Source organism: Pseudomonas machongensis (assembly GCF_034961125.1).
Taxonomy (GTDB): domain Bacteria; phylum Pseudomonadota; class Gammaproteobacteria; order Pseudomonadales; family Pseudomonadaceae; genus Aquipseudomonas; species Aquipseudomonas machongensis.
Genome location: NZ_JAYFUI010000037.1, coordinates 1 through 14,550, shown reverse-complemented (window position 1 = coordinate 14,550; position 14,550 = coordinate 1). Strand labels below are relative to the sequence as shown.

Annotated in this window: 14 protein-coding genes; 5 read left to right on the top strand and 9 right to left on the bottom strand. The window is 61.2% G+C overall.

The features are described 5' to 3' along the window. Nucleotides 1-90: 90 nt before the first annotated feature. The 5 genes from VA602_RS01765 to VA602_RS01745 all read right to left on the bottom strand — a co-directional run bounded on the left by VA602_RS01765 (nucleotide 91) and on the right by VA602_RS01745 (nucleotide 6,557). On the bottom strand, nucleotides 91-1,008 hold the full coding sequence (locus tag VA602_RS01765; protein ID WP_054891803.1) for a glutamate/aspartate ABC transporter substrate-binding protein: 918 nt from the start codon (nucleotides 1,006-1,008) through the stop codon (nucleotides 91-93). A gap of 467 nt (nucleotides 1,009-1,475) precedes the next feature. After that, nucleotides 1,476-3,014 carry a glycerol-3-phosphate dehydrogenase gene (gene glpD, locus VA602_RS01760; RefSeq protein WP_323452319.1) on the bottom strand — a complete coding sequence of 513 codons (1,539 nt, stop codon included), beginning with the start codon at nucleotides 3,012-3,014 and terminating at the stop codon, nucleotides 1,476-1,478. A gap of 201 nt (nucleotides 3,015-3,215) precedes the next feature. Further along, nucleotides 3,216-3,971, bottom strand: coding sequence for a DNA-binding transcriptional repressor GlpR (gene glpR, locus VA602_RS01755; RefSeq protein WP_065863095.1), 756 nt, complete (start codon nucleotides 3,969-3,971; stop codon nucleotides 3,216-3,218). 171 nt (nucleotides 3,972-4,142) lie between these two features. Beyond that, nucleotides 4,143-5,642, bottom strand: a complete 1,500-nt coding sequence (gene glpK, locus VA602_RS01750) for a glycerol kinase GlpK (RefSeq protein ID WP_323452318.1) — start codon at nucleotides 5,640-5,642, stop codon at nucleotides 4,143-4,145. A gap of 63 nt (nucleotides 5,643-5,705) precedes the next feature. Next, nucleotides 5,706-6,557, bottom strand: coding sequence for an MIP/aquaporin family protein (locus VA602_RS01745; RefSeq protein ID WP_323452317.1), 852 nt, complete (start codon nucleotides 6,555-6,557; stop codon nucleotides 5,706-5,708). A 304-nt stretch (nucleotides 6,558-6,861) separates the two neighbouring features. On the opposite strand from VA602_RS01745, the gene ybaK reads away from it, so the two are divergent. Further along, nucleotides 6,862-7,332 (top strand): Cys-tRNA(Pro) deacylase, encoded by a 471-nt coding sequence (gene ybaK / locus VA602_RS01740; RefSeq protein ID WP_063543428.1) that lies wholly within the window; start codon nucleotides 6,862-6,864, stop codon nucleotides 7,330-7,332. A 20-nt stretch (nucleotides 7,333-7,352) separates the two neighbouring features. On the opposite strand, the gene VA602_RS01735 is transcribed toward ybaK, so the two are convergent. Beyond that, on the bottom strand, nucleotides 7,353-8,462 hold the full coding sequence (locus VA602_RS01735; protein WP_323452316.1) for an ABC transporter ATP-binding protein: 1,110 nt from the start codon (nucleotides 8,460-8,462) through the stop codon (nucleotides 7,353-7,355). Then, on the bottom strand, nucleotides 8,459-9,379 hold the full coding sequence (argF, locus tag VA602_RS01730) for an ornithine carbamoyltransferase (RefSeq protein ID WP_054891797.1): 921 nt from the start codon (nucleotides 9,377-9,379) through the stop codon (nucleotides 8,459-8,461). Before argF ends, VA602_RS01735 begins: the two co-directional genes overlap by 4 nt. A gap of 366 nt (nucleotides 9,380-9,745) precedes the next feature. Between argF and VA602_RS01725 the strand changes: the two genes are divergently transcribed. Together VA602_RS01725 and grxD are read left to right on the top strand one after the other, a co-directional pair. Continuing rightward, complete coding sequence (locus tag VA602_RS01725; protein WP_323452315.1) at nucleotides 9,746-11,854, top strand: molybdopterin oxidoreductase family protein; 2,109 nt, start codon at nucleotides 9,746-9,748, stop codon at nucleotides 11,852-11,854. Between the two features lie 116 nt (nucleotides 11,855-11,970). Further along, the gene (grxD, locus tag VA602_RS01720) at nucleotides 11,971-12,306 is read left to right on the top strand and encodes a Grx4 family monothiol glutaredoxin (RefSeq protein ID WP_039575941.1); all 336 of its coding nucleotides are present in this window, start codon (nucleotides 11,971-11,973) and stop codon (nucleotides 12,304-12,306) included. 71 nt (nucleotides 12,307-12,377) lie between these two features. Here the strand turns inward: grxD and bfr are convergent, their stop codons facing one another. Both bfr and VA602_RS01710 read right to left on the bottom strand, forming a co-directional pair. Beyond that, nucleotides 12,378-12,851: a bacterioferritin gene (bfr, locus tag VA602_RS01715; protein WP_054891795.1), complete on the bottom strand. Its 474-nt coding sequence runs from the start codon at nucleotides 12,849-12,851 to the stop codon at nucleotides 12,378-12,380. 201 nt (nucleotides 12,852-13,052) lie between these two features. Further along, a complete protein-coding gene (locus VA602_RS01710) occupies nucleotides 13,053-13,274 on the bottom strand; it encodes a bacterioferritin-associated ferredoxin (protein ID WP_063543432.1) in 222 nt (73 codons plus the stop codon). A 214-nt stretch (nucleotides 13,275-13,488) separates the two neighbouring features. Here VA602_RS01710 and VA602_RS01705 point away from each other — a divergent pair, with 214 nt between their 5' ends. Beyond that, nucleotides 13,489-14,091, top strand: coding sequence for a peroxiredoxin (locus VA602_RS01705; RefSeq protein WP_054891793.1), 603 nt, complete (start codon nucleotides 13,489-13,491; stop codon nucleotides 14,089-14,091). Nucleotides 14,092-14,200: 109 nt separating this feature from the next. After that, nucleotides 14,201-14,550, top strand: a 350-nt coding sequence (locus VA602_RS01700; protein ID WP_323452314.1) for a transposase, incomplete at its 3' end; no start/stop codon positions are given.

Sequence of the window (14,550 nt, the reverse complement as noted above, 5' to 3'; positions counted from 1 at the left end):
GCGCCCTCGGAAGTAAAGGTTAGACACTTATGCGTGGCCCGTCGGTTGGATTCGTGCTTGGTGGAGCACGCGGGCCATTTCAGCAGGGGATCAGGACTTGGTTTCGTCCGCAGCCTTGTCGGTAGGCTCTGCGATCAGCTTCTTCAGCTCTTCGCTCATCGGGAACTGCAGGTTCAGGCCTTTCGGTGGGATTGGCTGCTGGAACCACTTGTCGTAGCTCTTCTGCACGGCGCCCGACTTGTAGTAGGCGACGATGGCGTCATCGACCGCTTTCTTGAACTGCGCATCGTCCTTGCGCACCATGCAGCCGTAGATTTCGTACGATTGCGGGGTGCCGGTGATGACCCAGTCGGTCGGTTTCTTGGCCTTGGCCATTTCACCGGCCAGCAGGGCGTCGTCCATCATGAAGGCTACGGCGCGGCCGCTTTCGAGCATGTTGAAGGCTTCACCGTGATCCTTGGCGGAAATCACGTTCATCTTCATCTGCTTGTCAGCGTTCATGGCCTTGAGCAGGCGCTCGGAGGTGGTGCCGGCGGTGGTCACGACGTTCTTGCCGGCCAGGTCCGGGAAGTCTTTGTAGGAGGGTTGACCGTCCTTGACCTTGGTCAGCAGACGGGTGCCGACTTCGAAGATGCCAACCGAGAAGCCGACTTGCTGCTGGCGCTCGACGTTGTTGGTGGTGGAGCCGCACTCCAGGTCGACGGTGCCGTTCTGCACCAGCGGGATGCGGGTCTGGGAGGTGACGAGGTTGTACTTGACCTTGATGTCGGTGCCCAGTTGCTTCTTCAGGGCTTCGACCACAGCCAGCTGGACGTCGTGGGAGTAGCCCACGGGTGTAGTGCTGCCTGCCAGGTAGGAAAACGGAATGGAGGAGTCACGGTGGCCCAGGGTGATGGTGCCGGAATCCTTGATCTTCTTCAGGGTGCCGGTCAGCTCTTCGGCCATGACCGGCGAAGCGATGACGGCGGCGGCGATTGCAGCGCCCAGCAATTGACGAACGATACGCATCAAATTTTCCTCGACGTTTGTTTTTTTTATGGAGCCGTTGGCGGACTCTTCGTTCAACGAACACAACAAGAAGCGGTGTGCGTTCGGCTACCAAGTGTAGAGCATGACTCGTGCCAAGCTCCGACATTCATCATAACGCCGCGAATTTCCTGGGAATTAATCTTTTCTGACGAATTATTTCCAAGGGTGGACGTGCGGGTTTCCGAATGACTGTTCTGGAAGCGTTCGGAAATCCGAATGGGTGGGTGCCGGGTGTCATGACCCTAGTGGTCAGGGTGAAAAGGGCACGTCACTGCAGGTTCAGCGAAATAAGAGCGCGCGTTCATACGCGCTTGGCCGACCTGGAGATTGAAGAAGAATGCGAGGTGATCGACGAGTGGACGCTCGACCTGCGCAGCAGGGCCCTGAAGGGTTTGCGCGCCTGCAAGGCAAGGGACGGGCTGGTGTTGCGCCAGCCCGTCAATGACTCAGGCCGCGCGGACCCGCGCCCGGTTCGAGGCGGCCTGCTGCAGGTAGTCGGCCAGAGCCTGTTGCTCGGCAGCATTGGTGAACAGGCCCAGTTTGGTGCGGCGCCAGAGAATATCGTCCACGCTGACCGCCCATTCTGCAGCGCACAGGTAATCCACCTCGCGGCTGAACAAACCACCGCCGATCGACTGACCAAGGTCATCCGGCCCTTGTACACCTTCAAGCAGGCGCCAGACACGACTGCCGTAAGTCAGCACCCAGCGCTTGGCGATGTCCACCGGCAGCCAGCCGTGGCGCGCCAGAACGGCATCGACCAGGGCCTGCACGCTGGTCATGCCTTCGCCCCCTGGCAATGGCGCGCTGGCAGTCCAGCTGCCGCGCATCTGGGAGAAGAAAGGCTTGAGTTCGGTCATCGCTGATTCTGCCAGCTTGCGGTAGGTGGTCAGCTTGCCGCCGAACACCGAAAGCAGGGGCGCCTGCCCCTCGCTGGCGGACAACGCCAGGGTGTAGTCGCGGGTCACGGCAGAAGGGTTGTCCGACTCGTCGTTGCACAGCGGGCGTACGCCGGAGTAGGTGTGCTGGATGTCGGCGCGTGACAATTGATGATTGAAATGTTCGTTGACCACCTTGAGCAGGTAGTCGGTTTCCGCGTCGGTGATCGCCACCTTGGCCGGGTCGCCGCTGTATTCACGGTCGGTGGTGCCGATCAGGGTGAAGCGGTCCAGATAAGGGATGCAGAAGACGATGCGCTGATCTTCGTTCTGCAGGATGTAGGCGTGTTCGCCTTCGTACAGCCGCGGCACGATGAGATGGCTGCCCTGGATCAGACGGATGCCGTAGGGCGCATCGAGCTTGAGGTCATCCTTGATGAAACGTGCCACCCAAGGACCGGCGGCATTGACCAGGGCGCGGGCGCGAATGGCCTGCAGGCTGCCGTCGGCATGCTGCAGTTCGACCTGCCACAGGCCATCGACGCGCTCGGCGCGCAGGCAGCGGGTACGGGTGTGCAGGTGGGCGCCTTTTTCACGTGCGGCCATGGCGTTGAGCACCACCAGGCGAGCGTCATCGACTGCGCAATCGGCGTATTCGAAGCCGCGTGTGATCGTCGGCTTGAGCGGATAGCCCGCACCGAAACGCAGGCTGCGCGAGCCGCCCAGGCGCTTGCGCTTGCCCAGATGATCATAGAGGAACAGGCCAGCGCGAATCATCCAGGCCGGACGCAGGTGGGGACGATGTGGCAACACGAAGCGCATGGGCTTGACGATGTGCGGCGCCTTGGCCAGCAGCACTTCGCGCTCGGCCAGGGCTTCACGTACCAGGCGGAATTCGTAGTGTTCCAGGTAGCGCAGGCCACCATGGATCAGCTTGCTGCTCGCCGAGGAGGTGTGCTGGGCAAGGTCGTCCTTCTCGCACAGGAAGACCTTCAGGCCACGCCCGGCAGCATCGGCGGCGATACCGACGCCATTGATGCCACCGCCGATCACGGCGAGGTCATAGCAGTCGGCGAGGGGCGGCTGGGGCTGGACGGGCTGGGACACGGGCAAGGCCTCCTGAGGGCGGTTCACAGCGAATGTGAACATCTATGTTCGTTTCCGAAAATAGTAGCGCAACAAAAAGACCATCGCCAGTCGCTGATCATAGAAAATACTGATCAGATGGCAATAAAGTGAACATTATTGAACATTTCATGGCGCTGTCTCACCGGCGGCTCGCCACCGGTGATGTTCAGCGCTGCGCGCTCAGACCACTTCCAGGCGGATCTTGTACTGGTTCAGCAGCTGCGTGAGCGTGGGGGTGGGATGCTGGTCGGTCACCAGACAGTCGATCAGGTTGATTGAGCCCAGGCGCACCATGGCGTTGCGCCCGAACTTGCTGGAGTCTGCGGCGAGGATGACCTGCCGGGCATTGGCGATGATGGCCTGGGATACCCGTACTTCCTGATAGTCGAAGTCCAACAGGCTGCCGTCTTCATCGATGCCACTGATGCCGACCAGGGCGAAATCGACCTTGAACTGGCTGATGAAGTCGACGCTGGCCTGCCCCACGACACCGCCGTCACGGCGAACCGTACCGCCTGCCACCAGGACTTCGAAGTCATCCTTGGCACCGAGGATCGACGCCACGTGCAGGTTGTTGGTGATGACCTTCAGGTGGCTGTGGTTGAGCAGGGCCCGGGCGATGGATTCGGTGGTGGTACCGATATTGATGAACAGCGAGGCGTGATCGGGGATCTGCCGTGCGACGGCCTCGGCGATGCGCTGTTTCTCGTCGCGCATCTGGTCGGCGCGCATGGCGTAGGCGGTGTTCTCGACGCTCGAGTCATAGGCGGCACCACCATGATAGCGGCGCAGCAGGTTGACCTCGGCGAGCTGGTTGATGTCACGACGGATGGTCTGGGGCGTGACGACGAACAACTGCGCCATTTCCTCGATACTGACGTAGCCGCGTTCACGCACCAGTTCGAGGATTTGTTGTTGGCGAGGGGGCAGATTCATGGGCGGTCCTTTGGGGCTGCCGGACAAATGCTGCAATGATGCCGTAGGAAGGGGATGACGACCAGTAGACTGTCGTCGCTAGCCTGAGACCGGTGCTTATGTGGAAGCGGCCTTGCGCCGTGAGCGGGCGCGCAAGGCCGTTGCTGAACAGGATTGGGTGGGCTGATGCGGTCAGCCTTCGTGATCTTCCCAATCGCGGGTGCGCTCGATGGCTTTCTTCCACCCCGCGTACAGCTTTTCTTTCTGCGTGTCATCCAGTTGCGGGCTGAACTCGCGTTCGATGATCGCCTTGTCACGCAACTCGTCGAGGCTGCTCCAGAAGCCACAGGCCAGGCCTGCCAGGTAGGCGGCGCCGAGGGCGGTGGTTTCGCGCATTTTCGGACGCTCTACGCAGGTGCCGAGAATGTCGGCCTGGAACTGCATGAGGAAGTTGTTGGCCACTGCACCGCCATCAACCCGCAGCTCCGAGAGTCGCTGGCCGCAGTCGTGCTGCATGGCGTCGAGCACATCGCGGGTCTGGTAGGCGATCGATTCCAGGGCGGCACGGATGATGTGGTCGACCTTGACGCCACGGGTCAGGCCGAACAGGGCGCCGCGGGCGTACGGGTCCCAGTAGGGTGCGCCGAGGCCGGTGAAGGCCGGTACCAGGTAGACGCCATTGCTGTCCTTCACCTTGCTGGCGAAGTACTCGGTGTCGAGCGCGTCATTGACGATCTTCAGCTCGTCGCGCAGCCACTGGACCGTTGAACCACCGTTGAACACTGCGCCTTCGAGGGCGTAGGCCACTTCGCCGCGAGGGCCGCAGGCAATGGTGGTGAGCAGGCCGTGGGACGAGGTGACGGCCTTGTCGCCGGTGTTCATCAGCAGGAAGCAGCCGGTGCCATAGGTGTTCTTGGCCTGGCCCGGCTCCACGCACATCTGGCCGAACAGCGCCGACTGCTGGTCGCCGGCGATACCGGCGATGGCGATACCGCTCTTGGTGTGGCCGTAGACCTCCGAGGACGGGCGCACCTGGGGAAGCATCTGCCGCGGGATGCCGAGAATGTTCAGCAGCTTGTCATCCCATTGCAGGGTGTGAATGTTGAACATTAGCGTGCGTGAGGCATTGGTGTAGTCGGTGACGTGCACCTTGCCGCCAGAGAATTTCCAGATCAGCCAGCTGTCGACGGTGCCGAACAACAGTTCGCCACGTTCGGCGCGCTCGCGGGCACCTTCGACGTTGTCGAGGATCCACTTGAGCTTGGTGCCGGAGAAGTACGGGTCGGTGACCAGGCCGGTGGTTTCGCGGATGTACTGTTCGTGGCCGTCACGCTTGAGCTGGGCGCAGATCTCGGTGCTGCGACGGCACTGCCAGACGATGGCGTTGTATACCGGGCGACCGGTTTCCTTGTCCCACACCACAGTGGTTTCACGCTGGTTGGTGATACCGATCGCCGCCACCTGGGCGTGGCTCAGACCTGCCTGCGCCAGGGCCTCGACCATGGTCGCGCTCTGCGTGGCGAAGATCTCCATCGGATCGTGTTCGACCCAGCCGGCCTGCGGATAGTGTTGGGCGAACTCGCGCTGGGAGGTGCCGACCACATTGGCGTCGCGGTCGAAGATGATCGCCCGCGAACTGGTGGTGCCCTGGTCCAGGGCGATGATGTAGTTCTTATCCTGGGTGTCTGTCATGGTCGTTGCCTTGCACGAAAAGGGAGTGAGTCAGCGCGCGGGCGAGATCCCGCAGCGCCAGCCTCAGGAAGTTTGAGTATCGCCCTGGGTAGCAGCATCTGTCTTTGGGTTCGCGGCGTCGGCCGTCGGCAGGTTGCGGGCGATCAGGACGCGATAGCTCGCGGCCCCCAGGCACGCGCCAAGGATCGGTGCGAACACCGGAACCAAGAAGTAGGGAATGTCCCGTCCACCAGTGAAGGCAATTTCGCCCCAACCCGCCAGGAATGTCATGAGTTTGGGCCCGAAATCCCGGGCGGGGTTCATCGCAAAGCCGGTGAGCGGCCCCATGGCGCTACCGATCACCGCGATCAGCAGGCCGATCAGCAGCGGTGCGGTGGCGCCACGCGGCAGGCCGTTGTTGTCATCGGTGAGGGCCATGATCACGGCCATGAGGATTGCTGTGATCACCACTTCGACCAGAAATGCCTGGCCGATGGACAGCGATGGATGCGCATAGGTGGAGAACACCGACGCCAGCTCGAGGCTGGCCTGGCTGCCCCTGACCATGCCGTGCACCTGTTCGAAATCGAAGAAAAGCGTGCTGTACAGGGTGTAGACCAGTGCCGCACCGCAGAAGGCACCACAGACCTGGGCGAGGATGTAGAAAGGCAGTTTGCGCCTGTCGAAACCGGCGAACAGGGTGAGCGCGATGCTGACCGCCGGGTTCAGGTGCGCACCGGAAACGCCGGCACTGAGGTAGATCGCCATGCTGACGCCGACGCCCCAGATGATGCTGATTTCCCAGAGTCCGAAGCTGGCACCCGCGACCTTGAGCGCGGCCACGCAACCGGTACCGAAGAAGATGAGCAACGCAGTACCCAGGAACTCGGCCATGCACTGGCCGGAAAGCGTTGGTTGTCGTAGAGCTGTCGTCATGTAGGACCTTCGGTTCTTGTTGTTGTGAGGCGCAGGACGCCCGGCTGTCGACGCCAGTTGTCCATCCCCATGAACGACCGGCGAGTGTACGAATGTGCACTGTTTATGTGCGTGTTTTCTTCAGAAACGAAAAAATATAGACAAGAAACGCTGATGTCAAAGGTCGAAAGTGAACCATCGGCCACATTCTGACCCGCGAACATGCTCCTGCCTGCACAGGTCCGGTGCAGCCCCGACGTGCGCTGGCTGCCCTCCGGGATTTCCCCTAAAGTAGCCGGCACGCCGTCATCGACTGGAGCTGTACATGACCCCCGCACTCGACCTGCTGAAGAAGGCGCGCGCCGAACATCGCGTGCTCAGCTACGAACACGATCCCAAATCCGCCTCCTATGGCCTGGAAGCCGCCGAGAAGCTCGGGCTCGATCCGCAGCGGGTATTCAAGACACTGCTGGCCAGCAGCGAGAAAGGTGAGTTGCTGGTGGCAGTGGTGCCGGTGATCGGCACGCTCGACCTCAAGGCGCTCGCCCAGGCTGCCGGGGTCAAGAAGTGCGAGATGGCCGACCCTGCCGCAGCCCAGCGGGCCACGGGATATCTGGTCGGTGGTATCAGCCCTCTGGGGCAGAAGAAACGCCTGCGCACCTTCATCGATGAGTCGGCGCAGCAGTTCGACAGCATTCATGTCAGCGCCGGACGGCGCGGGCTGGAAGTGGAGCTGGCAGCAGCAGTGCTGGCCGAGCATACCCAGGGCAGGTTTGCCGGGATCGGCAGAGGCTGAGGGCGCGCAGCAGAGCGCCTTCAGGTCGCCGAACTGTAGCGGCGTACGCCGTTCTCCTGGGCCTGCAATTGCGCCGCGACACTGCCCGGTACGGCGAACAGCACCAGATGGTCAGCCGCGACGGCGATGCCTACGTCCTGGCCGATCTGGTGATCGACATGACTGGGGAAAATCGCCTCCAGTTGGCTACCGGTGGGCAGTTCCAGGCGATAGAGCGTCGAGGCGCCCAGGAAACTCTTGCCATTGATGCGCGCGCGCAGCGTGCTGTTCGGTGCGTGCACGATGTCGTCCGGGCGCAGCAGGACGTCCACCGAACTGCCTACTGGCATCAAGTAGGCGCGATTGCCGCGCAGTTCACCGAGCTCGGTGTTCACCGCTTCCGGGCTGCTCATCTGGCCGCGGATGAAGTAGCCCTGGCCGATGAAACTGGCCACGAACGGCGTCTGTGGCTCGTGATAGAGGTTGTAGGGCGTATCCCATTGTTCCAGGCGACCTTCCTTGAACACGCCGACATGATCGCTGACGGCGAAGGCTTCTTCCTGGTCGTGGGTGACCAGGATTGCGCTGGTGCCACGGCTCTTGAGAATGTCGCGCACCTCGTGGCTCAGGCGTCGGCGCAGCTCCACGTCGAGGTTGGAGAACGGCTCGTCGAGCAGCAGCAACTGCGGCTCTGGCGCCAGTGCGCGGGCCAGTGCGACGCGCTGCTGCTGGCCGCCGGAAAGTTCGTGGGGGTAGCGTGCGCCCAGGCCGCCGAGCTTGACCAGCTCGAGCATTTCATTGACCACTTCGCCTTGGCGTGGATGTTTGCCGATGCCGAAAGCGATGTTCTGTGCCACGGTCAGGTGCGGGAACAGCGCGTAGTCCTGGAACACCATGCCGATCCGGCGTTTTTCCGGGGCGAGGGTGAAGCCTGCACGGGAGATGACATCTCCGGCCAGCTGGATCTCGCCGTCATGCACCGGCTCGAAGCCGGCGATGGCGCGCAGGGTGGTGGTTTTGCCGCAACCCGATGAACCCAGCAGGCAACCGATGTCGCCTGCGTTCAGGTGCAGATTGAGGTTCTGGACGATGCGCTGCTCGCCATAGCCGCAGGCGAGGTTGCGCAGATTGAGCAGCAGGGGTTGACTCATGCGTGGTGGTAAGCCGGTTCTACAAGGAATTCAAGAAGAGCCTTCTGTGCATGCAGGCGGTTCTCGGCCTGGTCCCAGGCGACCGAACGTGGGTCGTCTAGCAGGTCCTGGCTGATCTCCTCACCGCGGTGAGCGGGCAGGCAGTGCATGAACAGGGCGTCGGGTGCCGCCAGGTCGAGCAACTCGCGGGTGACCTGGTAAGGCGCGAAATGCGCCAGGCGCCGTGCAGTTTCCTCTTCCTGGCCCATGGAAGTCCAGACATCCGTGGTCACCAGGTGCGCGCCGCGTACCGCTTCCTTCGGATCACGGATGATCCGTACGTGCTCGCCACCGAGCTCGAGGAAGCGTGGATCGGGCTCGTAGCCCTCCGGGCAAGCGATGTGCAGCTGGAAATCGAACTGGCGGGCAGCCTCGATGTAAGAGTTGCACATATTGAAGCCATCACCGATCCAGGCCACGGTCTTGCCCTGGATCGAGCCACGGTGTTCGACGAAGGTCTGCATGTCGGCCAGCAGTTGGCAGGGGTGCGATTCGTCGGACAGGCCGTTGATCAACGGCACCTTCGAATGCGCAGCGAATTCGGTTAGGGTGCTGTGGGCATGGGTGCGGATCATCACCGCGTCGACCATGCTCGAGAGCACGATGGCGCTGTCGCTGATCGGCTCGCCGCGACCCAGCTGGGTGTCGCGCGGGGACAGGAAGATCGCCTGGCCGCCGAGCTGGATCATGCCCGCTTCGAACGATACGCGGGTGCGGGTCGAGGACTTCTCGAAGATCATCCCCAGTACGCGGTTCTTCAGGGGTTCGAAGAGCACGCCTCGCTTGCGCAGGTCCTTCAGCTCGATGCCTCGACGGATCACGCCGAGCAATTCGTCAGCGGTGAAATCCAGCAGGGAGAGAAAGTGCCTGGTGCTCATGATTGACTACCTTATCTGCAACGTTTTGCAGGTCGACCGTATGGTTTTTTTTGACAACGGGAGTGACCTGCGGCGTAAGCCGCACGGGGCGGACGGAATAGGGAAAGGCGCAATACTATAATTAAATGTCGCCTGAAACCAAGAGGGGAAACAGCGGGGCTGTTTCAAAGGGTGTCGTAAACCCTTGTGGAAGGTCTGTTTTTTATTTTCTACAGGGGTTTGTACACGGCTTGGCGGGGCTTTGGCAAACGCCGTGTCGCGAATCGTGTGCCTGATGACGCCCGATTCACGTGACTAAGCGGCGTGGCATCGGTGGGTGGTCAGGGGCATAGTCAGCGCTTCCAGAACAACAAGGCAGAGGCGGCCATGACCAAGACCCTGCATCACCGTGCTTGTCACCTGTGCGAGGCAATCTGCGGGCTCAATATCGAAGTCAGCCATGCGCCTGACGGGCGGGCGTCGATCAGCGCGATCAAGGGCGATCCGCAGGACCCGTTCAGCCGTGGGCATATCTGTCCGAAGGCGGTGGCGCTGCAGGACATCCAGGAAGACCCTGACCGCTTGCGCCAGCCTCATCGGCGCGTGGGGGAGCTCTGGGAGCCGATCACCTGGGAAGAGGCCTTCGCGCTGGCTGCGGAACGCTTGTGGAGCATCCAGCAGGCGCACGGGCGCAATGCCGTGGCGGTCTATCAGGGCAATCCCAGCGTGCACAATTACGGCCTGATGACTCACAGCAACTACTTTTTAGGGCTGCTCAAGACGCGCAACCGGTTTTCCGCCACCTCCGTCGACCAGTTGCCCCAGCACCTGACCAGCCACCTGATGTATGGTCATGGCCTGCTGCTGCCGATCCCGGATATCGACCACACCGATTTCATGCTCATCCTTGGCGGCAATCCATTGGCGTCCAACGGCAGCATCATGACCGTGCCGGACGTGGAAAAGCGCTTGAAGGCGCTGCGCGCGCGCGGCGGACGACTCGTGGTGATCGACCCCCGACGCAGTGAAACGGCGGCGATGGCCGACCAGCACCTGTTCATCCGTCCTGGCGGTGATGCCGCGCTGCTGTGTGGTCTGCTCAATACCTTGTTCAGCGAAAACCTGGCGCGTGGCTCGCACCTGCCGGTCAATGGGCTTGAGCAGGTGCGCGAGGCGATCGCGCCCTTCACGGCGCAGGCCATGAGTCCGCTTTGCGGCATCGAGGCGGGTGAGATTCGCCAGTTGGCGCGAGATTTCGCCGCGGCCGGCAGTGCCGTGTGCTACGGGCGCATGGGCGTCTCCACCCAGACCTTCGGCACGCTTTGTCATTGGTTGGTGCAACTGATCAACCTGGTCACCGGCAACCTCGACCGCCAAGGTGGTGCACTGTGCACCGAGCCTGCGGTTGACCTGGTCGCCAGCACCTCGGGCGGTCATTTCAACCAGTGGCAGAGTCGGGTTTCGGGCCTCCCGGAGTACGGCGGGGAGCTGCCGGTTGCAGCGTTGGCCGAAGAAGTGCTGACACCCGGCGAAGGGCAGGTGAGGGCGCTGGTGACCGTCGCCGGCAACCCGGTGCTGTCCACTCCCACTGGTCGCCAGCTCGATGGGGCTCTTGCGGGTCTTGAGTTCATGCTCAGCATCGACCTGTACATCAATGAAACCACTCGCCACGCCGACCTGATCCTGCCCTCCACGTCGGCACTGGAAAACGATCACTACGACAGCACCTTCAACCTGCTGGCAGTGCGTAACGTCACCCGCTTCAATCGGGCTATCCTGGCCAAGCCTGAGGGGGCGCTGCATGATTGGGAGATCTTTGTCGGGCTGGCCCGGGCGTTCGCCGAGCGTGCGGCGCTCGAGCTCAAGCCGACCCTGCCTCCAGCGCAGATGATCGATCTGGCGCTGCGCAAGGGGCCGCGTGGCGAGGCGTCGTCCTGGAGGCTGTCACTGCAGGTGTTGGACGAGCATCCCCATGGCCTTGATCTGGGGCCGTTGCAGCCAAACCTCGCAACCCGCTTGCGCACTCCGGCCCAGGCGGTGGAGGCCGCACCGCAGGTGCTGCTCGACGATCTGCAGCGCCTGGCCCGGCAGGTGCCGACGGAGCCCGACCAGTTGCTGCTGATCGGGCGCCGGCATGTGCGCAGCAACAATTCCTGGATGCACAACTACCATCGCCTGGTCAAAGGCAAGCCCCGCCACCAGTTGCTGATGCATCCGCAGGACTTGCAGCAGCGCCAGCTGGAGGACGGGCAGTGGGTAAGGGTTCGCTCGCGTACCGGTAGTCTGGAGGTGCAGGTGCTTGCCAGTGAGGAGGTAATGCCGGGAGTGGTCAGCCTGCCACATGGCTACGGGCACGGTCGCCAGGGGGTACGTTTGCAGATCGCCCACGCCCAACCGGGAGTGAGCGCCAATGACCTGACCGATGAATTGCTGCGCGATGCGTTGTCGGGCAATGCCGCGCTCAATGGTGTGCCGGTGCAGGTGGAGGCGGCTTGATTGCGAAATGGACCTGCTCAACGCTCCAGGTCCATTACCAAGCACGACACTCGGCTTTCCGATACAATGCCTCACCGTGCCGACGACCGTGTCGGAAAGTTCAGCCGAGGTGCTCCATGGATATCATCGAAACAATCAAAGAGCAGATTGCCAACAACACCATTCTGCTTTACATGAAAGGCTCGCCGAATGCCCCGCAGTGCGGCTTCTCGGCCCGTGCTTCGCAGGCTGTGATGGGTTGTGGCGAGAAATTCGCCTACGTCGACATCCTGCAGAACCCGGAAATTCGTGCCAACCTGCCCAAGTATGCCAACTGGCCAACCTTCCCTCAGCTGTGGGTCGGTGGTGAGCTGGTTGGTGGCAGCGACATCGTGCTGGAGATGTTCGAGAAGGGTGAGCTGCAGACCCTGATCAAGGACGCAGCCGCCAAGGCCAAGGCATCCGAGGCCTGATCCAGGTTTTCCGCCGGCGTGAAAAAGCCCCGCCTAGGCGGGGCTTTTTCATGGGTGCTATCCAGGGAGGCTTATTCTTCGCCCATCTGCGACTGCAGGTAGTTCTCGATGCCGATCTTGTCGATCAGGCCCAACTGGGTTTCCAGCCAGTCGATGTGCTCTTCCTCGGACTCCAGGATGTCTTCGAGCAATTCGCGCGAGCCGAAGTCGCCGACCGTTTCGCAGTGCGCGATGGCGGCTTTCAGGTCAACCAGGCCTTTCTGCTCGATCTTCAGGTCGCACTCGAGCATTTCCTTGGTGTGCTCGCCGATCAACAGCTTGCCCAGGTCTTGCACGTTGGGGATGCCTTCGAGGAAGAGAATACGCTTGATCAGCTTGTCAGCGTGCTTCATCTCGTCGATGGATTCCTTGTACTCGTGCTTGCCGAGCTTGTTCAGGCCCCAATCTTCGTACATGCGTGCGTGCAGGAAGTACTGGTTGATCGCGACCAGCTCGTTTCCGAGGATCTTGTTGAGATGCTGGATGACGCTTACGTCGCCTTTCATGATCGGGTTCCTGCCCTGTAGAAGTGTGCCAATGCAGGAAGTTTGAGCCCGACAACTTCGCGTGTCAAACCTAAGTTATTGAATAATAAGTGAAAATTAATAGGAATAAGAATGTTTGTGAACCGCGTTCGAAGGCTAACTTATTGAATTACAGGCATAAAAAAACCGGACGCGAGGTCCGGTTCTTCGAAATCGGTTGTTTCAGGCGGCGTTAAATTCTACCGGGTAAGGCAGGGCGGCCTGTTGGCTGAGCTGGAGATCGGTCAATGTTTCGCGGACCACCTGCTTGGCGAGACACGCACACTTGCCGCACTGGCTGGCGACGTTGGTGGCGGCACGGACTTCCTTGTAGCTGCAGCATCCTTCGTAGATCGCATCACGGATCTGTCCATCGGTCACGCCGACGCAGAGACATACATACATAAGGTCAGACCATCGCTGGTTGAGTCGATGGAGTGGAGCTTAATGGTAATGAGAATGCTTGTCAAAGCACTTGAAGAAAGCTTCATCTTCCCGCGACCGATGGTTCGATTCGGTCTGTCACGATAAGCCGTGTATGATGGTCGGCCTTTGTTGGATGCCGGGCGTGCGAGCCTCGCCCGGGCAACGGTTTTTCACCATCATCAGGAGATAACGAATGAGCGTGCTCGTTGGTAAACAAGCCCCGGACTTCACCGTTCCAGCCGTGCTGGGCAACGGCGAGATCGTCGACAGCTTCAACCTGGCTTCGGCCATCAAGGGCAAGTACGGCCTGGTGTTCTTCTACCCGCTGGACTTCACCTTCGTCTGCCCGTCCGAGCTGATCGCCCTGGACAACCGCATTCCTGACTTCGAAGCCCGTGGCGTGGAAGTGATCGGCGTTTCGATCGACTCGCACTTCACCCACAACGCCTGGCGTAACACCCCGGTCAACAACGGCGGTATCGGTCAGGTCAAGTACACCCTGGCTGCCGACATCACTCACGAAATCTGCAAGGCCTACGACGTCGAGTCCGAAGGCGGCGTAGCTTTCCGTGGCGCCTTCCTGATCGACAAGAACGGCGTTGTCCGTTCGCAGATCGTCAACGACCTGCCACTGGGCCGCAACATGGACGAGCTGCTGCGTCTGGTCGACGCCCTGCAATTCCACGAAGAGCACGGCGAAGTCTGCCCGGCCAACTGGAAGAAAGGTGACAAGGGCATGAACGCTTCGCCAGAAGGTGTTGCGGCGTACCTGAGCGAGAACGCTGGCAAGCTGTAATCGCCACGCGTAAAAAAACCGGCCCATGTCAGACTGTGTGAAAACCTAGCAATCTGCCCCGCCCTTTAAGAGAATGCTCCGTATCGAAAGATACGGAGCATTCTTCGTTATGGCCTACATACAAGGAGAGTCCCGCAGCCAGACCAGCTTGTTCCCGGTCTCGCTGGAGGAATTGATCCCGGAAGATCACCTCGTACGGGTCATCGACCTGTATGTCGCCAAGCTTGATCTGGGTCAGCTCGGCTTTGAGAAAACTCAGCCCAAGGCCACCGGGCGCCCCGCGTACGACCCCGCCGATCAGCTAAAGCTCTACCTTTATGGTTATTTCCAGCGCATTCGCTCGTCCCGGCGCCTGGAAGCCGAATGCCAGCGCAACATCGAAGTGATGTGGCTGATCAACCGGCTCAAACCCGACTTCAAAACCATCGCCGACTTCCGCAAGAACAACAAAGCTGCGTT

What these genes read in the sequence shown, in the direction of transcription:
- grxD (WP_039575941.1), top strand. Translation starts at nt 11,971, where the DNA reads ATGGATATCATCGAAACAATCAAAGAGCAGATTGCCAACAACACCATT.
- glpK (WP_323452318.1), bottom strand. Translation starts at nt 5,642, where the DNA reads ATGACAGACACCCAGGATAAGAACTACATCATCGCCCTGGACCAGGGC.
- VA602_RS01745 (WP_323452317.1), bottom strand. Translation starts at nt 6,557, where the DNA reads ATGACGACAGCTCTACGACAACCAACGCTTTCCGGCCAGTGCATGGCC.
- VA602_RS01735 (WP_323452316.1), bottom strand. Translation starts at nt 8,462, where the DNA reads ATGAGTCAACCCCTGCTGCTCAATCTGCGCAACCTCGCCTGCGGCTAT.
- argF (WP_054891797.1), bottom strand. Translation starts at nt 9,379, where the DNA reads ATGAGCACCAGGCACTTTCTCTCCCTGCTGGATTTCACCGCTGACGAA.
- VA602_RS01725 (WP_323452315.1), top strand. Translation starts at nt 9,746, where the DNA reads ATGACCAAGACCCTGCATCACCGTGCTTGTCACCTGTGCGAGGCAATC.
- glpR (WP_065863095.1), bottom strand. Translation starts at nt 3,971, where the DNA reads ATGAATCTGCCCCCTCGCCAACAACAAATCCTCGAACTGGTGCGTGAA.
- VA602_RS01765 (WP_054891803.1), bottom strand. Translation starts at nt 1,008, where the DNA reads ATGCGTATCGTTCGTCAATTGCTGGGCGCTGCAATCGCCGCCGCCGTC.
- VA602_RS01710 (WP_063543432.1), bottom strand. Translation starts at nt 13,274, where the DNA reads ATGTATGTATGTCTCTGCGTCGGCGTGACCGATGGACAGATCCGTGAT.
- ybaK (WP_063543428.1), top strand. Translation starts at nt 6,862, where the DNA reads ATGACCCCCGCACTCGACCTGCTGAAGAAGGCGCGCGCCGAACATCGC.
- VA602_RS01705 (WP_054891793.1), top strand. Translation starts at nt 13,489, where the DNA reads ATGAGCGTGCTCGTTGGTAAACAAGCCCCGGACTTCACCGTTCCAGCC.
- bfr (WP_054891795.1), bottom strand. Translation starts at nt 12,851, where the DNA reads ATGAAAGGCGACGTAAGCGTCATCCAGCATCTCAACAAGATCCTCGGA.